Annotated in this window: 12 protein-coding genes; 5 read left to right on the top strand and 7 right to left on the bottom strand. The window is 65.0% G+C overall.

Translation table 11 applies throughout. The features are described 5' to 3' along the window. Positions 1–158 (top strand): hypothetical protein (locus MSIMFI_RS29695; RefSeq protein ID WP_396820238.1); only part of this gene is annotated, 158 nt, incomplete at its 5' end. A 30-nt stretch (positions 159–188) separates the two neighbouring features. Here MSIMFI_RS29695 and MSIMFI_RS15775 read toward each other — a convergent pair. The 4 genes from MSIMFI_RS15775 to hrcA all read right to left on the bottom strand — a co-directional run bounded on the left by MSIMFI_RS15775 (position 189) and on the right by hrcA (position 3746). Beyond that, on the bottom strand, positions 189–713 hold the full coding sequence (locus MSIMFI_RS15775; protein WP_191497898.1) for a nuclear transport factor 2 family protein: 525 nt from the start codon (positions 711–713) through the stop codon (positions 189–191). Continuing rightward, positions 706–1476, bottom strand: coding sequence for a 16S rRNA (uracil(1498)-N(3))-methyltransferase (locus tag MSIMFI_RS15770; RefSeq protein WP_191497897.1), 771 nt, complete (start codon positions 1474–1476; stop codon positions 706–708). Before MSIMFI_RS15770 ends, MSIMFI_RS15775 begins: the two co-directional genes overlap by 8 nt. Positions 1477–1493: 17 nt before the next feature. Next, positions 1494–2642: a molecular chaperone DnaJ gene (gene dnaJ, locus MSIMFI_RS15765; RefSeq protein WP_191497896.1), complete on the bottom strand. Its 1149-nt coding sequence runs from the start codon at positions 2640–2642 to the stop codon at positions 1494–1496. A gap of 72 nt (positions 2643–2714) precedes the next feature. Then, positions 2715–3746 (bottom strand): heat-inducible transcriptional repressor HrcA, encoded by a 1032-nt coding sequence (gene hrcA / locus MSIMFI_RS15760; RefSeq protein ID WP_191497895.1) that lies wholly within the window; start codon positions 3744–3746, stop codon positions 2715–2717. Between the two features lie 327 nt (positions 3747–4073). Here hrcA and MSIMFI_RS15755 point away from each other — a divergent pair, with 327 nt between their 5' ends. The 3 genes from MSIMFI_RS15755 to MSIMFI_RS15745 all read left to right on the top strand — a co-directional run bounded on the left by MSIMFI_RS15755 (position 4074) and on the right by MSIMFI_RS15745 (position 5927). Further along, positions 4074–4388 (top strand): type II toxin-antitoxin system VapB family antitoxin, encoded by a 315-nt coding sequence (locus MSIMFI_RS15755; RefSeq protein WP_186243824.1) that lies wholly within the window; start codon positions 4074–4076, stop codon positions 4386–4388. A gap of 61 nt (positions 4389–4449) precedes the next feature. Next, positions 4450–5046: a carboxymuconolactone decarboxylase family protein gene (locus MSIMFI_RS15750; protein WP_186243825.1), complete on the top strand. Its 597-nt coding sequence runs from the start codon at positions 4450–4452 to the stop codon at positions 5044–5046. After that, a complete protein-coding gene (locus MSIMFI_RS15745; protein ID WP_191497894.1) occupies positions 5043–5927 on the top strand; it encodes a sigma-70 family RNA polymerase sigma factor in 885 nt (294 codons plus the stop codon). Before MSIMFI_RS15750 ends, MSIMFI_RS15745 begins: the two co-directional genes overlap by 4 nt. 3 nt (positions 5928–5930) lie before the next feature. Here MSIMFI_RS15745 and MSIMFI_RS15740 read toward each other — a convergent pair whose 3' ends face one another. After that, positions 5931–6446 (bottom strand): hypothetical protein, encoded by a 516-nt coding sequence (locus tag MSIMFI_RS15740; protein ID WP_191497893.1) that lies wholly within the window; start codon positions 6444–6446, stop codon positions 5931–5933. 187 nt (positions 6447–6633) lie between these two features. Here MSIMFI_RS15740 and MSIMFI_RS15735 point away from each other — a divergent pair, with 187 nt between their 5' ends. Then, on the top strand, positions 6634–7998 hold the full coding sequence (locus tag MSIMFI_RS15735) for a SagB family peptide dehydrogenase (RefSeq protein WP_191497892.1): 1365 nt from the start codon (positions 6634–6636) through the stop codon (positions 7996–7998). Here MSIMFI_RS15735 and MSIMFI_RS15730 read toward each other — a convergent pair. Further along, positions 7995–11468, bottom strand: a complete 3474-nt coding sequence (locus tag MSIMFI_RS15730) for a non-ribosomal peptide synthetase (RefSeq protein WP_191497891.1) — start codon at positions 11466–11468, stop codon at positions 7995–7997. The two genes, MSIMFI_RS15735 and MSIMFI_RS15730, sit on opposite strands and share 4 nt — an antisense overlap. Before the next feature lie 11 nt (positions 11469–11479). Beyond that, positions 11480–16027, bottom strand: coding sequence for a non-ribosomal peptide synthetase (locus tag MSIMFI_RS15725; RefSeq protein WP_224770205.1), 4548 nt, complete (start codon positions 16025–16027; stop codon positions 11480–11482). Positions 16028–16030 lie beyond the last annotated feature (3 nt).

Below are 16030 nucleotides of genomic sequence, written 5' to 3'. Positions count from 1 at the left end.
ACCCCCCACCCCCCACCTGCGGCGCCAGCGCGCCGAACGACCGGTTCCGCGCCGCGGTGCGACAAGCGAAAATCGGCCCCACCGAGGACATTCCACAAATCACAGCGCCGATCATCGTCAAATACGCCACCGACCTGAAGCTGCTTGGCCTGCTCTGAAGGGCTCGCACAGAGTTGCGGGCGCGAATATCACTGCCGTAGCAGCGTATTCGAGGGCAGGTCCTTATCGAGCACTTTGCGGGCCTGAGCCGCACCGGTGACCGGCAACAGCGTCTCGTCCAGCAGGCCAACTTGCACCAGCAGTGACGCTTGATCCCAGTAGATCCGTTCGTAGGCAACCTTGTCCGCCTCGAACCCCATGACGACGACCACCGGCAACTGCACTGCACGACCGGTGGGTGCGATCCCGGGAAGGAAGGTCGGCATCGCGATATCGTGCGTGAAAGACATGATCATCTCGTCGACGACGCGATCGGCACCGACGGTGCGAGAGACCGGGACGATCTTGGTGTCATCGGGCCAGTGCCCGATGAAGTACTTGCCATAGAAGTCGGCGACCGCGTCGGCGCCAACACCGCCCGCCATGGTGGGCACGTGATTGACGAACGGCTCTGCGGTCATTGTCGTCATGGTGGCCGCGAGATCCTTGGCGACGAACTCGTTGGCGACGTGCTCGTCGAAAATTGCACTTAGATCGGGGACGCTGCTACCCATCGAGTCCGCTCCTGTCGTTGTCCCAACGCGACGTCAGCACGCCTAACGCTCCCAGCGCCACCGCGGCCGCGGTCGACGTCCGCAGCACGGTCGGGCCCAGGCGGACCGCAACGGCACCGGCGTCGGTCAACTCGGCAAGCTCGTCCGGCGTGATCCCACCCTCGGGTCCGACCACCAGTGTCAGCGAATTAGCTTGCGCCACAGCGGTATCCGCAATCCGCTCGGTGGCCGACTCGTGCAAGGCCAGCACCGTCGCGCCGACGGCCACCTCGGCACGCACGAGCCGGGTCAGCGCCGCGGTGGAGAGCACCCCGTCGACCGGCGGGATGTGCGCCCGACGCGATTGCCGGGCCGCCGAGCGCACCACCGCTCGCCACCGGCGCAACCCCTTGTCGGCACGCGCCCCGTCCCAGATTGCCACGCAGCGCTCCGCCTGCCACGCTACGAACGCATCGGCGCCGGCTTCGGTAGCCAATTCGATTGCCAATTCGGAGCGTTCGGATTTGGGCAGCGCCTGCACTACCGTCACCGACGGCCGCCCCGCTGCGACGCTCCAGCGTTCGAGCACCCGGGCACCCAACCCGTCGCGCCCGGCGCGCTCTACCACGCAGCGGGCCAGTCCACCGGCGCCGTCGCCCAGCACCAGCTGCTCGCCGGGTCGGATCCGCCGCACGGTGGCGGCGTGAAAACCTTCGTCGCCGGCTACGGCCGCCACCGCACCGATGTCGGGCAATTCATCGACATAGAACAGCGTCGCCACCATGTGCGGGGCCTCGAAAGCTAGCGCCCGGTGAAAGTTTCGCGCAGCCGGCTGAACAGCCCGCCGCCGGCGGCGTGTGTCGAGCGGACCTCGGCCACATCGCGGGTGCGCCGGTCTTTCAGTTGGCGCAGCAGCTCGGTGTCGTGGTTGTCCAGCCGGGCGGGGACGACCACCTCGATGTGGATGTGCAGATCACCGCGGGCAGTGGAACGCAGATGCGGCATCCCGTGGCCGCGCAGCGTGATGGTCGAACCCGGTTGTGTGCCAGGCGGAATGACGATCTCGCTCATGCCGTCCAGGATGGCGTCCACGGTGACCGTGACACCCAGTGCCGCGTCGACCATCGGCACCGAGACCGTGCAGTGCAGGTCGTCGCCTTGGCGCACGAAGATGTCGTGGGCCTGCTCGTGGACCTCGACGTACAAGTCACCGGCCGGCCCTCCCCCGGGCCCGACCTCGCCCTGCGCGGCCAGCCGCACCCGCATTCCGTCGCCGACACCGGCGGGGATCTTGACGCTGATATCCCGACGGGCCCGCACCCGGCCGTCGCCCATGCATTGGTGGCACGGGTCGGGGATGACGACGCCGACACCACGACAGGTGGGACAAGGCCGCGACGTCAACATCTGACCCAGCAGCGAACGCTGCACGGTCTGCACCTCTCCGCGGCCACCGCAGGTGTCGCACGGAATCGGTGCGGAATCGCCGTGGGTGCCCTTGCCCTGGCACCGGTCGCACAGCACCGCGGTGTCGACGGTGACCTGCTTGGTGACACCGGTTGCGCACTCTTCGAGATCCAGGCGCATCCGCAGCAGCGAATCCGAACCCGGCCGAACCCGGCCGACCGGACCGCGCGAAGCCGCACCCCCGCCGAAGCCGCCACCGAAGAACGCCTCGAAGACGTCGCCCAGACCGCCAAATCCCGCGAACCCGCCCGCGGCTGCACCCGCGCTTTCCAGAGGGTCGCCGCCCAGATCGACGATGCGGCGCTTTTCGGGGTCGCTCAGCACCTCGTAGGCAATGCTGATTTCCTTGAATTTCGCCTGGGCGACCTCATCGGGATTGACATCGGGATGCAGCTCGCGCGCCAGCTTGCGATAGGCGCGTTTGATCTCCGCATCGCCGGCGCTTTTACTGACGCCGAGCAGCCCGTAGTAATCGCGTGCCACGATTGGCTCTCCTATGCGGGGTCTTATGCCGCTTCTATGCGGCTGTCCACAAACTATGCAACGGGTGCGCGGTCATCGAGCACCTAGCACTTCACCGATATACATGGCAACCGCGGCAACACTCGCCATAGTTCCCGGATAGTCCATACGCGTGGGCCCCAGCACGCCCATGCCGCCGTAGACGGTGTCGAGGGTGCCATAGGCCGTGGACACCATCGACGTGCCGGCCATCTGCTCGGCCTCCGTTTCATGGCCGATGCGCACCGTCACCTTGCCGGCCTCCTGTTGGGCCGCCAGCAGCCGCAGCACCACGACCTGCTCTTCAAGAGCTTCCAGGATGGAACGCAGCGACCCGCCGAAGTCGGCGGCGTTGCGGGTCAGGTTGGCGGTGCCGCCCAGCAGCAGGCGCTCCTCGGTATGTTCCACCAACGATTCCAGCAACACCGTCGCCGAGCGGCCGACCGCGTCGCCCAAGCCACCGGCGCCGCGCAGCTGGCCGGCGAGGTCGGCGACCGCCGCCGAGGCCGCCGCGAGCTTCTTGCCTTCCAGCGCCTGGCCGAGTATCTCGCGCAGCTGCGACAGCTGGTGGTCGTCGATGACGTCGCCGAGTTCGACAATGCGCTGATCCACCCGGCCGGATTCGGTGATGACCACCATCAGCAGCCGGGCCGGGGTCAGCGCGATCACTTCCAGATGGCGAACGGTCGAAGTCGACAACGTCGGGTCCTGCACCACCGCGACCTGCCGGGTCAATTGCGCCAGCAGGCGACCCGCGCGGCGCAACCCGTCGTCGAGGTCGACACCGGACTCTAGAAAGCCCTGGATCGCCCGCCGCTCGGCGGCCGAGAGTGGCTTGACGTCATCGAGCCGGTCGACGAACTCGCGGTAGCCCTTTTCCGTCGGAACCCGCCCGGAGCTGGTGTGCGGCTGGGTGATGTAGCCCTCGGCCTCCAGCACCGCCATGTCGTTGCGGACGGTGGCGCTGGATACACCCAGGTTGTGACGTTCTACCAGGGACTTTGAGCCGATGGGCTCCTGGGTGGCGACGAAGTCGGCAACGATGGCGCGCAGCACCTCAAACCGACGCTCATCGGCGTTGCCCATCGACCGTCACCTCCTTGACCTGATCATTTTACGGTCTCAGAAGCCACCGCCCGTCAAGCTGCGTAGTCGGCCCCGCACGACCCATCACATCTGGCTTCTACCGTCGAATCCCGTCGAATCCCGTCGAATCCTGTCGAATATGCGCATTCCGCTAGTCGACACCTGCCGTAGGCGGACATGAGTGCTGGTTAGGAGCAGAGCACGTCATCTTGGAGCGAGCGCTCCACGGATTGGCGGACGCTCGGATGCTTGTGGTCGCCGGTTTCCGGCTAGCCTCTCCAGCATGATCCCGTCGGGCCTGCGCGACGCGTCAGAAACGAACCACCGATGATTTTTAAAGGCGTCCGTGAGGGCAAGCCGTACCCCGAACACGGGCTCAGTTACCGCGACTGGTCGCAGATTCCGCCACAACAGATCCGGCTCGACGAACTGGTCACGACGACGACCGTGCTCGCCCTGGACCGCTTGCTTTCCGAGGACTCGACGTTCTACGGCGACCTGTTCCCGCATGCGGTGAAGTGGCGAGGCGTCACCTATCTCGAGGACGGTCTGCACCGGGCAGTGCGTGCCGCCCTGCGTAACCGCACCGTGCTGCACGCACGGGTGTTCGACATGGACATGCGACCGGGCCCGCCGAGGTAGCCGGTCACGTTTGCGTGCCCCCGGGTGTCGATCTAGTGAGGACACATTCAGGAGGGACGCCATGCCACGACTAACCGGAGTCTCCGACCGCGAGGCCGGCCTGGGCGCCAAGATCGCCTTCTACTTCACCAAGCGCAAGCTGGCGCAGATGACCGGACTCGAGACCGCCGACATGCTTGAACCGCTGCGAATGTATGCCCACATCCCCAGATTGCTCAGCGCCTACGGAAAGCTGGAACAGGCCGAATCGAAACTGGACATTCTCAGTCCCCGCCAGCGCGCGCTGGCCGAACTGAAATCAGCGACCACGGTCCGCTGCGAATATTGCATCGACCTTGGGTCGCAGATCGCCCGGGAGATGGGTTTGACCGACGAGGAATTGCTCGCGCTGGCAGATTACGAGAACGCCTCGTGCTTCTCCGACGTCGACAAGCTGATCCTGCAGTACGCCACGGCGATCAGCCGCACGCCCGTCGAGGTCAGCGATGAGTTGTTCGACGCCCTGCGCGCCCACTTCGACACGGCGCAACTGGTCGGACTCACGCACATCATCACGCTGGGCAACCTTCGTGCCCGATTCAACATCGCGCTGGACATTGGGTCTTCGGGCTTCTCCGGAGACAGGGTGTGCGCGCTGCCCGACGCGCGCGAAGCATGATTGCGGATACGGCGCTGACGGCGCGTTTCCAGGCAGCCCGACCCCGGCTGGGTGCGATGGCCTACCGAATGCTGGGCTCGATCGACGATGCCGAGGACGCGGTTCAGGAAGCCTGGCTGCGATTGAGCCGCAGCACCGACGGCGACGGGGATATCGCCAACCTGGACGCGTGGCTCACCACCGTGGTAGCGCGGATCTGCCTAAACATGCTGCGCGAGCGCCGCACGCACGGCGGCGAGGAGCTGGTATCGCGGCTGCCGGATCCGATCGTGGACTCCGAAGGGGAGTTCGACCCCGAACACGAGGCGATGCTGGCCGATGCGGTGGGCCTGGCGTTGTTCGTGGTGCTAGACACCTTGTCACCGCCGGAGCGACTGGCGTTCGTCCTGCATGACGTCTTCGCTGTTCCGTTCGACCAGATCGCACCCATCGTCGACCGATCACCCGAGACGACCCGGAAGCTGGCCAGCCGCGCGCGACGGCGCATCCAGCAGGCAGATCCGGTTCCCGACGGCGACCTCGCCGCCCAGCATGAGGCCGTCGACGCCTTTTTCGCGGCAGGGCGCGGCGGCGATTTCGACCGACTGGTCTCGGTATTGAATCCGGACGTGGTGTTGCGCGGCGACTTCGGACCCGGCGCCGCCGTGTTCCGTGCCGAGGGCGCGAACGCGGTGGCGAAACTGGCCCGCAGTTATGCGGGGCCGGAGCGCGAAGTACGTGCCGCCACCGTCAACGGCGCCGCCGGCGCGGTCATCTTCGTCTCGGGTCGACCATCGGCCATCATGGGATTCGTGGTGCGCGACGGACGGATTTCCGCGATCGACGTGCTGGCCGACCCGCAGCGCATCGGCAAAGTCGACCTGACCGCCCTGAACGTATAGCGGTCAGCTCCCCGCGGCGCGCAGCAGCTCCATCGCCGAGTCGCGCGACAGCACCCAACTGCCCTGGTTGACGAAAGTGAGGTTCTGCGTAACCGGCGGCGACAGCTTCGGGCCCGAGACAGACACGTCCGCGGTGGCTGAGTTGTCGGCCGCGGGCTGGATATTCGCCACGCTGAACGACAACGGCAGGTCGCCGTTCTTGTCCGCTTTCTTCAGCTCATGGTCGGCGATTCGCGCCTCCGTCCCGCCGATGCCGCCCTCAACCAAATTGCCCTTGCTCGTGAACGAAACAGTAGGGTCGGCCAGGGTGTTGAGCAGGCCGGTCAACTGGGCGGCGGTCGGAAGGTTTGCCGCTGCGGCCGGAGTCGGGGTCGGTGCCGGGTCCAGCGGCAACGGTGCGCCGACGGCCACCAGCTGCACCTGACATGCGGCCGGGGTACCGGATGCGATGGACGTCACACCGGCGGCAGCCGCCCCGATTGCGGCCACGGCGGCCACACCTACAGCTAATGATTTCATGGTCTCCCCCTGGTTACACGCAACGTTGTTACTGGAGTTTCGCTTTCCGGACGGATTGCATTACATCCAACCTAGCTGTGAACTTTCGCTGGCGAGTCTGTGGCCCAGCTGTGTGGCGGCCACGAAGCTTGGCTCCCTACGCTGACGTGCGAGGACATCATAGGACGGAGGGTGCGGATTGCCTGGCATGACCTACCCCGACGAAACAAGATTCGCGTTCCGTCCGGGCGTCACGTGCTTGACCACGCCCGCTGGCGCGGTGCTGCTGAACCCGCCGCGCAGCGAAAAGTTGACCCGACTGTCCGCGGGTCAGCTACGGGCGCTCAAGACCCTGAATCTAGGGCCAGCAACGCTTTCGGAGCTCTGCACCCCGGATGGAAACGACGTGGGCACACTGATCGATCACCTTGCCACAGCCGGCTGGCTGACGGTCACGGTGCGCGACGGCGCAACGGACCTCTACTCCATCGTGCCCATCGGACAACCCCCGGCACGGCCTGATCCGCCGACGCCACGATCCGTGGTGCTGTCGAAATTCGCTGTACTGCACCGGGACTCAGGGGGATTGGTCTTGGAACAACCATTGGGGTGGTGCGATATACGCGTTCATGATTCACGCTTGCTCGTCCTGCTCGACCGTCCCGCGGCGGGCGGAACGGACCTATCGACTGCCGCCGCGTCGCAGTTCATCGAGGACCTGCGCTGGTCCGGCATCCTTGTTGCGAGGGGCGAGGAGGACGCCAATTTCGAAACCCTGAGTTGGAGCGCAGCGGATCTGTGGTTTCACCGGCGCAGCACGCTCGGTGAACGGACGGTCACCTGGGACCATTTCGGTCCGACCAAGTGGGCGAAAGACCAATTCCCACAGCCCCCGGCCCGCAGGACGGACTATCCGGGCGAACCGATCGCCCTGCCCGTCCCCGACCTGGCCACCCGGAGGGCACAGGATCCGACATTGACGGCCGTCCTCGAAGATCGGTTATCGACACGGACATTCGACGACGCCCGGCCGGTCACCGTCGCACAACTCGGCGAGTTGCTGTATCGCACGGCACGAACGCGGCGATCGATTCCCGTCGGCGACGACGAGGAACTCCTTTCGCGCCCATACCCTTCCGGTGGCGGCGTCTACGAACTCGAGCTCTACCCGGTGGTGCGAAACGTCGGCGGACTCGACCCAGGCATGTATCACTACGACTCGTTCGACCACGCGCTGCGCCCGGTGGCCGCCGCGGATTCGAAAGCCGTTCCCCAGCTGTTGAAACCGGCTTCGGCGACCCTAACAGAGGGCGCCGAGCCACAACTGCTCGTCGTCATCGCGGCCCGTTGCGGCCGCATCATGTGGACCTACGAACAGATCTCCTACGCCACCATTCTCAAGAATGTTGGCGCGCTGATGCAGACCATCTACCTTGCCGCGACCGCGATGGGGCTTGGCTGCTGCGCACAAGGATTCGGTGACACCGCCGCGTTCGTCGCGGCCACCGGAGTCGACGAACTACAGGAGTGCAGTGTCGGCAGCATCATCATCGGCTCGTCCGCGGAAAGCTAGCCCTGGGCGAGAACCTCTTCATCGGTCATTGCCGCAACTTCGAGGTAGTGGCGTGCGATCACGGACAGTCGTTCCGGTGTACCGCGTTGGGCTTCCCGACTGTTCAGTCGCTCGGCCAACCCGGCGACGGTGCGGGTGGCAAACAGGTCGGCGACGACGGCATGGTCGATGTCGAGCCAATCGCGTACCCGTGCGATGACGGTGGTCGCCAACACCGAATCGCCCCCAAGCGCAAAGAAGTCATTGTGCACGCCAACCGAGGTTTGTCCCAGCACCTCGCCGACAATCCCCGCAAGCGCGGCCTCCACATCATCGCGCGGGGCACAGTCTTCGCTTCCTGATACCTCAGGTTCAAGCAACGCAACCACGGCCCGCCGATCCAGCTTGCCGTTCGGCGTCAATGGAAGTCGCTCGAAAAGCACTACGCGGGTGGGAATCATATAGCTCGGCAACAGATCCGCGACCGCCTTGCGGACTGCCTCAGCGATATCACCGACCTCACCCGGGTCGCCCACGATGGCGGCGACCAGCTTCGGTGCGTTGGCACCGACGACGCCCGCGACGGCATGACGCACCCCTGGCACGCTACGAAGTGCGCTCTCCACCTCGCCGAGTTCGACTCGGTATCCGCGAATCTGCACCTGGTTGTCGGCGCGGCCAAGGAACTCGATGGTGCCGTCGGGCCAATACCTGGCCATGTCACCGGTCTTATACCAGCGGGTGCCGTCGTGCTCGACGAAACGCTCGGCGGTGCGTTGCGGATCGTTGCGGTAACCCGCAGCGACATTCGCTCCACCGACCCACAGTTCACCGGGAACCCAATCGAGGCAATCGCGGCCCGACGGCGAAACCACCCGACACCGGACATTGCGCAACGGGATACCGAACGGCACGGTCGCCCAGTGCCCCGGCGGTTCGCCATTTACTTCGCAAATCGTGCTGTGGATGGCCGTCTCGGTCGCGCCGCCCAGTCCAGAGAAACGGCATCCCGGCACACGCTTGGCCAGCCTGCGAGCCAATTCGGCGCCAACCCAGTCACCGCCGAGGATGACGGCACGCAAGGAGTCGCCCAGCCGGTCCCCGGCGACCTCGAGGATCATGTCGAGCAGGCTTGGCACACAGTTGAGGATCGAAACCCGGTGCTGGCGAATCAACTCCACCCACGTGGTAGCCGTGACCCGATCGTCGGAGTCGACCGCAACCACTGCCCCACCCACCGAGAACATGCCGAACATGTCGTACACCGATAGGTCGAACTCGAGCGCCGAGAGCGCGAGAGCATGGTCGCCGTTGCCGACGCCGAACCACTCGTTGACCGCATCGATGGTGTTCATCGCGGCGCTGTGCGGTACGTCGACGCCCTTGGGCAGGCCCGTCGAACCCGAGGTGAAGAGTACGTAGGCAATCTCACCGGTGTCGGGAAACACCGGTACCGACAGCGGCTCCGAATGGTTGGCGGCCGCGGCGATGGACAGACACGGAATCGGTAGTCCGATTTCGGCGCCGTCGATGGTGAGTGCCGCTGTGCAGTCAGCGGTCTGAAGGATCTTGGCACGCCGCGCATCCGGCTGGTCGAACCCGATCGGCACGTATGTCGCGCCCACAGCAAGTATCCCGAGCACGGCCAGGATTTGATCGCGCCCCTTGGGCAATTGGACGGCGACGGCGTCTCCGGCCTGCACACCATTCGCGTGCAAGGCCCCCGCGACGGCAAGCGACCGCTGCGCCAATTCCCGGTAGCTCCATGCGCCGTGTTCGTCGTCCAAACCCCACATCACGGCCGGCGCTTCGGGATTCGCCGCGGCGTGCTCGAAAAAGCCTTGATGCAAACACCGCCCGCTGACGGGCCCTTCGGTCGCGTTGACCGCCGCCCGTGCCTCCGCCTGCGCAGTCGGCAATCGAACAGCCGCCTCAGCATCCCAGCCGGCGTCGCCTTCGGCGAGACGTTGGACCGCCTCGGTGAAGGTGGCGAACATGGCATCGATCAGGCCTTCCGGGAACGCCGTCTGGCGCACGTCCCAGTTGACCAGAAATCCGCCGCGCAGCTCGGTGATTTGGGCATCCAGCAATACCTGGGGGCCCTGCGAGATGATCCACACTGGTGCACCGAATGTCTCAATGACGTTGTCGGAAAACAATTCGCCGAGATCGAGCGCACTGGTGAAGACTATCGGTGCCAGCACGGGCTCATCCCGATGTCTGCCCAGATCCCGCAGCACTTCAAGCCCCGAGTAGCTGGCGTGCGATCCGCTCTCGTACATGGTGCGCTGGATTGCGCGGGCCCGCTCGGCCACGGACACGTTTTCGCTGATGTCGACCTCGAGCATGATCGATGAAGTGAAGTCTCCGACCACTCGGTCGATGTCCGGGTGTACCGGTTCACGGTGAAACAACGGAACATTCACCAGAAACCGGTCCCGAGCCGACCAACCGCCAATGGTGTCGGCGAACCCCGCCGCCAGCGCCATCGCGGGTGTGAGGCCGCGTGCGTGGGCGCCGGCCCCCAGTCGCTGTTTGTCCTCCGGTGCCAGCCAGTGGTCGTAGCGGACAGTGCGGTGCGGCGCCCTGCGGTCCCCCACCGCAACCGTCGGCAGTTCGGGCGCGCCCGGCATCTCGGGCAGGCGCCGCTGCCACCAGTCTCGGTCTCGCTCGCGCGCGGTGGTGTCTTCTTGGCGCTGCGTACGGAAGCGCCGATAGCTGTAACCGGGGGCCACCAGCGTCGCACCCTGGTACAACTCGGCCAGGTCGGAAATCAGCACCCGATAGCTCAACGCGTCGCCGGCCAGCATGTCAATATCCAGGTGCACGCGGCTGCGGTCTTGGTCGCACAAAGTCAGGGTGACGTCGATGACCTGACCGTCTTCAATTGCCAGACGCTGGTGGGTTTTACGGTCACGCAACTCTCCCAGCGCCGACTCCACCTGCCCCGAGCTCTGTCCGCGCAGGTCAACAACGCTGAATACCGGTCTACCCGGCCGGGCCATTGTTTGCTGTGTTCCGTCCGGGAGGAAGCGGGTACGAAGCATCGGATGGGCCGCGACGAGGTCGGCCACCGCGCGCTCTAGGCGCACGGGATCCATTTGCCCGCCATCGAATTCGACGTATAGATGGGCCGCAACGCCGCCCAGCTCTTGCTCATCGGAACGGCCGATCCAGTACGCGTGCTGCATCGTGGCCAATGGGAAGGGAGCCTCTTCGGCTACCGGTTCGATGGGCTCAGCTACGAATGCCTCGGCCGCGTCTGGCACCCCATCCGCGCTGAGCAACCCGTACCACGAATCGATCGTCGGACTGGCCGCGAGTTCGGCAAAGGTGATGCCAGCCCCGCGTTTGCGCCAGCCGCCGGCCAGCGCCATCATGCGGATCGAGTTCAGGCCCAACTGGATCAGATTGTCGTTGTCGGCGACATCTGAGGCCGGACAACCGAGTTCGGCCGCCACCGTAGCCCTGATCTCGTCCCTACCAATCATTCCGGCCATTTCTACGGTGCCAAGCGCGCCGCCAGCGCGGCGATACCGCGCTGCCAGAACTGCATCAGAAGGTCAATATCGGCTGGCGAGAACAGGGCATCGCTCCAGCGCCAGTTGCTGATCAGTTGCGCGCCCTCGGGCGTATTGGCAACAAACGCACTGATGTTCAAGGCAAAGCGCAGCGGCAGATCTGGTTCGGGGGCGTTCGGAAGCGCATGGACGTAGGCCCCGCCAAGGAGTGACCACGGTTGGTCGGCGACACTGCCAAGGTCCAAACGACCGAGATAGCTGAACTGGATCTGAGGTTCCGCTCCCTCCTGTAGCTCGGGGACACGGTCCACGTAATGCAGCAGACCGTAATCCAAACCGTCGTTGGGCACCTGCGCCAGATGAGCAACTACCGAGTCGACCAAGGCCCGGGCCGAATCCGGATCCTGTTCGGCCCGTTCGATATCAACAGCCGCGTCACCCACCCCGAATCGTGCCGGGAACGCGTTGGTGAACCAGCCCACCGGGTTGGTGGTGTCGGTGTCCAGCGTGGCGTCGGCACGCCCGTGACCCTCCAGCGCGACGAGAGTCCCCGACGTGGCGTCCTCGTTACGACTGCGACGCCAACTGGCCATAGCCATCGTCGTTGCCGCCAGCAGGAATTCGCGCACACCTTCGTCTCTGGTGAGCCCCGCCAGCACCCGCGCAGTGACCTCGACCGGCGTAACTACCTGTGTGACATGCAGGGTGGACCAGGTGTCACGGGTCGGGTCCGGATACCGCGCACCCAACGCGGCATCGGGTCCACAGACTTGGCCCATCCAATAATCTCGCTGGGCCTGCACCTCCGGCGTCGCCGCCCGCTGCCACATGAGCTCGCACCACCGTCGGTAAGAAGTGAACTCTGGCAGCATTTCCGGCGTCTCACCCGCGCTGACTGACCTCCAGGCTGCTGCGAGATCACCCAGGATGACGTGCCAGGACACCACGTCCACAGTCAGGTGGTGCGCGGTGAGCAGCAGCACGTCCGCTTGCTCAGACCCGTGCTGAGCACCGGAGAACCAGACCGCTCGCACCATTGCACCCGCGTAAGGGTCAATTTCATCCATCACCCTGGGTGCGGAATGTGTTATGGCCGACACCAATTCGGCATCGGTCGGTTCCGGTAACCGCACTTCGGTGAGCACGTCGCCGGCGTCGACCACTCCGGGTCCGCGGGTCATCAGGCGTGGACCCGCAGAAGTGTCGATCAGAATCGACCGCAGGGTGTCGTGTCCGTCGAGCAACAACTGCAGCATCAGCTCGATAGACGACCGGTCGATACCCGATGGCAGCCGGAGCAGGACGTTATGGGTGAAGCGGCGGAAATTGCCGTGCTCGTATAGCCAAGACACCATCGGCAGCGGTGGGACTTCGCCCCATTCGGCGCTCGTGACGGCGATATCCGAGTAGACCGCAGAGTCGATCGCGGCCGCGAGTTCGCGAATTGTCGGAGCATTGAACACCATCCGCGGGCTCAATGTGAGTCCACGCCTGCGGGCCTTGTGGACCAGCGAGATCGCCACGATGCTATCTAACCCGCACGCGAAAAAGTCGTCGTCGATGTGTGGTACCACGCCGTTGAACTGCTCTTCGAATATTTCGCACAGCACTCGTTCGGTATCGGTCGACGGTGACGCCGCCGCACCGACGGTGACCCGCGAGAGCGCATCCTGCGCCAGGCGGTCCAGTGCGTGGGTGTCCAGCTTGCCGTTGGCGTTCACCGGCAGCTGCGGCAACGCCACGATCCGGGCCGGAATCATGTAAGACGGCAGACGACCGGTCAGCGCGACGCGCAGCCGAATCGGGTCAGCATCGATATTCTCTTGCCACACAACGAAACCCACCAGAATGGTGCCACCCTCACGGCGAAGAACCGACACTGCCGCGTCGTGCACTTCGGGCTCCCTACGCAAGGCAGCCTCGATCTCGCCGATCTCGACTCGGTAGCCGCGTATCTTCACCTGGGTGTCGCCACGCCCTAAGTAGGCGTAGCCGCCGTGGGGCAGCCGACGCACCAAGTCGCCGGTGCGATACATACGCTGTCCGGGGCGGAATGGGTCTGCGACGAAGTGCGCGGCGGTCATGGCGGACCGGCCAACATAGCCGCGGGTCAGTTGCGCGCCCGATAGATACAGCTCACCCACCACACCGGTGGGGACGATCCGCAGCGCCGAATCCAGGACGTAGCAGAAGGTTCCAGTGTTAGCCGTACCGATCGTCGGTTCGGGATAGTCCGTGATCGGGGCCACCACCGCCTCGACGGTCATTTCGGTGGGTCCGTAACAGTTGTAGACGGCCGTAGGCGACAGCGTGCGCAACTGCTCCCACAGCACGGTATCGATCGCTTCGCCGCCCAGGGCCAGCACCGAGAGATCGCGATTCAACAGTCCCGAAGCACGCAGTTGCACCAACATCGACGGGGTGGTGTCGATCATGTCGATCTGGTAGGTAGCCATACCCTTTACCAGCCGATCAGCGTCCCGCATCTCCTCGGCGTTGAACAAATGGATGGCGTGACCCTCGAACAGACCGACCATGGGCTGCCAGGAGGCGTCGAAGCTTAACGACCAAGCGTGGGCGATGCGCAGCGGACGACCTAGGCGCGTCATCGCCTCCCGGTAGACACGCTCCCGGTGGTCCGCGAGGTAACTCACGATCGCGGCGTTGGTGCCAATGACGCCTTTGGGTTCCCCCGTCGACCCGGATGTGAAAATGAGGTAGGCGCAGTGCGCGGGATGCCGACGAACTGCTGGCGCCTCCGCAGCAGATCGAGAAATGCGCTCGGCCACAGCGGGATCGTCAATGACCAAGGCGGGGATCTCGACACCTACCAAATCCGCGTAGTCGCCTTCGGCAACGGCGAGTGCCGGATCGGCTTGGTGCAGAATTGATTGAATGCGCTCTTCCGGGAGCGTGATATCGACCGGCAAGTAGGCGCCGCCAGCGGCCAGCACAGCCAGGATCGCCACGATGGATCGGGCCGAGCGGGGCAGCACCAGGGCCACGACCCGTTCCGGGCCTACACCGTGCCGCGCCAGCTCCTGCGCCAATCGGCTTGCGTCCGCGTGCAGTTCGGCGTAGCTGTAACGGTCACCGCTGTCGGTGGTCAACGCGTCGGCTTCGGGGGTGGCGTAAACCTGCCGCTCGAACAATTCCCACACCGTTGCCTCCGGGGTGGGTACCGACCGCGTCGCCATGTCACGGAATTCCGCACGCTCTGCGGACGTGAGAACGTCCAACGCGCCTGGGGTTCGGTCACCGATGTCGGGAAGTAGGCGCAGCACACCGACCAGTCGCTCACAGATTTGTGCCGCCGGAAGATGCGGCAGCGCTTCACGAATCGTCTCGACAACCATCACCAGGGCGTCGTCTGTCAGATGCGAGGCCACGGTCAACGGGTAGTGCGTCAGACTTTCTCCCTCAACCGGAGCGAAGGTGATGCCGTCGGTGGTAGTCAGCGGCCGAACGGCATCCTCCATCGGCGTGTTCTCAAACACAAACAGGCTGTCGAACAACGTTCCTCGGCCATGCTCACGCTGCAGCTCCGACAGGCTGAGATAGCCGATCTCACGCATCGCCGACGACTCACGCTGCAACCGCGCGCATTGCTCGACCACCGAGGCAGTACCACTCAGCTGGTGCACAACCGGCACCGAGTTGATAAACATCCCCACCATGGTCTCCACGCCGGACAGCTGCTTGGGACGGCCGGAAATCACGGTGCCGAAAACAACGTCGCGACGATCGGTGAGCCTGCCGAGGACGACAACCCAGGCGAAAAGCACTGCGGTATTGAGGGTGAGTCCGTTGCGGCCCGCCCAGTGCCGCAGCCGAGCCGTTTCCCCGGCAGGCAGTAGCAAGTCCGACTTTTCCGGCACACCGCCAACCGCAGCGGTAGTGCCGTCGGCCACCATGAGCGGCGCGGACACTCCCCGCAAATATTCAGTCCACTTGGCTAGCGCGGCGGCTCTGTCTTGTCCTGCCAGCCAAGCGATGTAGTCGCGGTAGGGACGTGGGTTGGAAAGCCCGTCGAGCGATCCCCCGGCCTGGTACACGGCCAGCATCTCGGCAAATAACACGCCGAGTCCCCAGCCGTCCACCAGAATGTGATGCGCGGTGAAAATCATCCGGCGCCGCGTCGCACCGGGCACACTGAGCAGCACGACGCGTAGCGCGGGACCGCGGCTCAGATCAAACCGACGGCGCCGCTCCGATCGGGCAATGGCGTCGAATTCCGCTGGTATTGCGACTCGTTCAGACCACGGCACCTGCGCGTGCACCGGCACGATCTGGACCGGCTTCGGCACGTCGCGATCCCAGAACGCAGCGCGCAGATTCGGATGCCGGTCCAGCATGGCCGCAGCGCTGCGGCGCAGCAACTCGACGTTGAGCGGTCCGTCGATGTCAGCCACGAACTGCACCGTGTAGATGTCAACACCGTCCTCGGCCAACTGGTATAGCGCAAACAGCCCTTCCTGCAGTGGAGTGAGCGCAAGAACGTCTTCGATCTGCAGCGGAACAGTGGTCACGGT

The organism is Mycobacterium simulans (assembly GCF_900232995.1).
In the GTDB taxonomy this organism is placed as follows: Bacteria; Actinomycetota; Actinomycetes; order Mycobacteriales; family Mycobacteriaceae; genus Mycobacterium; species Mycobacterium simulans.
Note: the sequence above shows the minus strand (reverse complement) of the source record. Positions and strands in the feature narration are given on the sequence as shown.

Excerpts from the sequence above, each read along its gene's own strand:
- MSIMFI_RS15775 (WP_191497898.1), bottom strand. The coding sequence starts at position 713 with ATGGGTAGCAGCGTCCCCGATCTAAGTGCAATTTTCGACGAGCACGTC.
- MSIMFI_RS15770 (WP_191497897.1), bottom strand. The coding sequence starts at position 1,476 with ATGGTGGCGACGCTGTTCTATGTCGATGAATTGCCCGACATCGGTGCG.
- hrcA (WP_191497895.1), bottom strand. The coding sequence starts at position 3,746 with ATGGGCAACGCCGATGAGCGTCGGTTTGAGGTGCTGCGCGCCATCGTT.
- MSIMFI_RS15755 (WP_186243824.1), top strand. The coding sequence starts at position 4,074 with ATGATTTTTAAAGGCGTCCGTGAGGGCAAGCCGTACCCCGAACACGGG.
- MSIMFI_RS15750 (WP_186243825.1), top strand. The coding sequence starts at position 4,450 with ATGCCACGACTAACCGGAGTCTCCGACCGCGAGGCCGGCCTGGGCGCC.
- MSIMFI_RS15745 (WP_191497894.1), top strand. The coding sequence starts at position 5,043 with ATGATTGCGGATACGGCGCTGACGGCGCGTTTCCAGGCAGCCCGACCC.
- MSIMFI_RS15740 (WP_191497893.1), bottom strand. The coding sequence starts at position 6,446 with ATGAAATCATTAGCTGTAGGTGTGGCCGCCGTGGCCGCAATCGGGGCG.
- MSIMFI_RS15735 (WP_191497892.1), top strand. The coding sequence starts at position 6,634 with ATGACCTACCCCGACGAAACAAGATTCGCGTTCCGTCCGGGCGTCACG.
- MSIMFI_RS15730 (WP_191497891.1), bottom strand. The coding sequence starts at position 11,468 with ATGATTGGTAGGGACGAGATCAGGGCTACGGTGGCGGCCGAACTCGGT.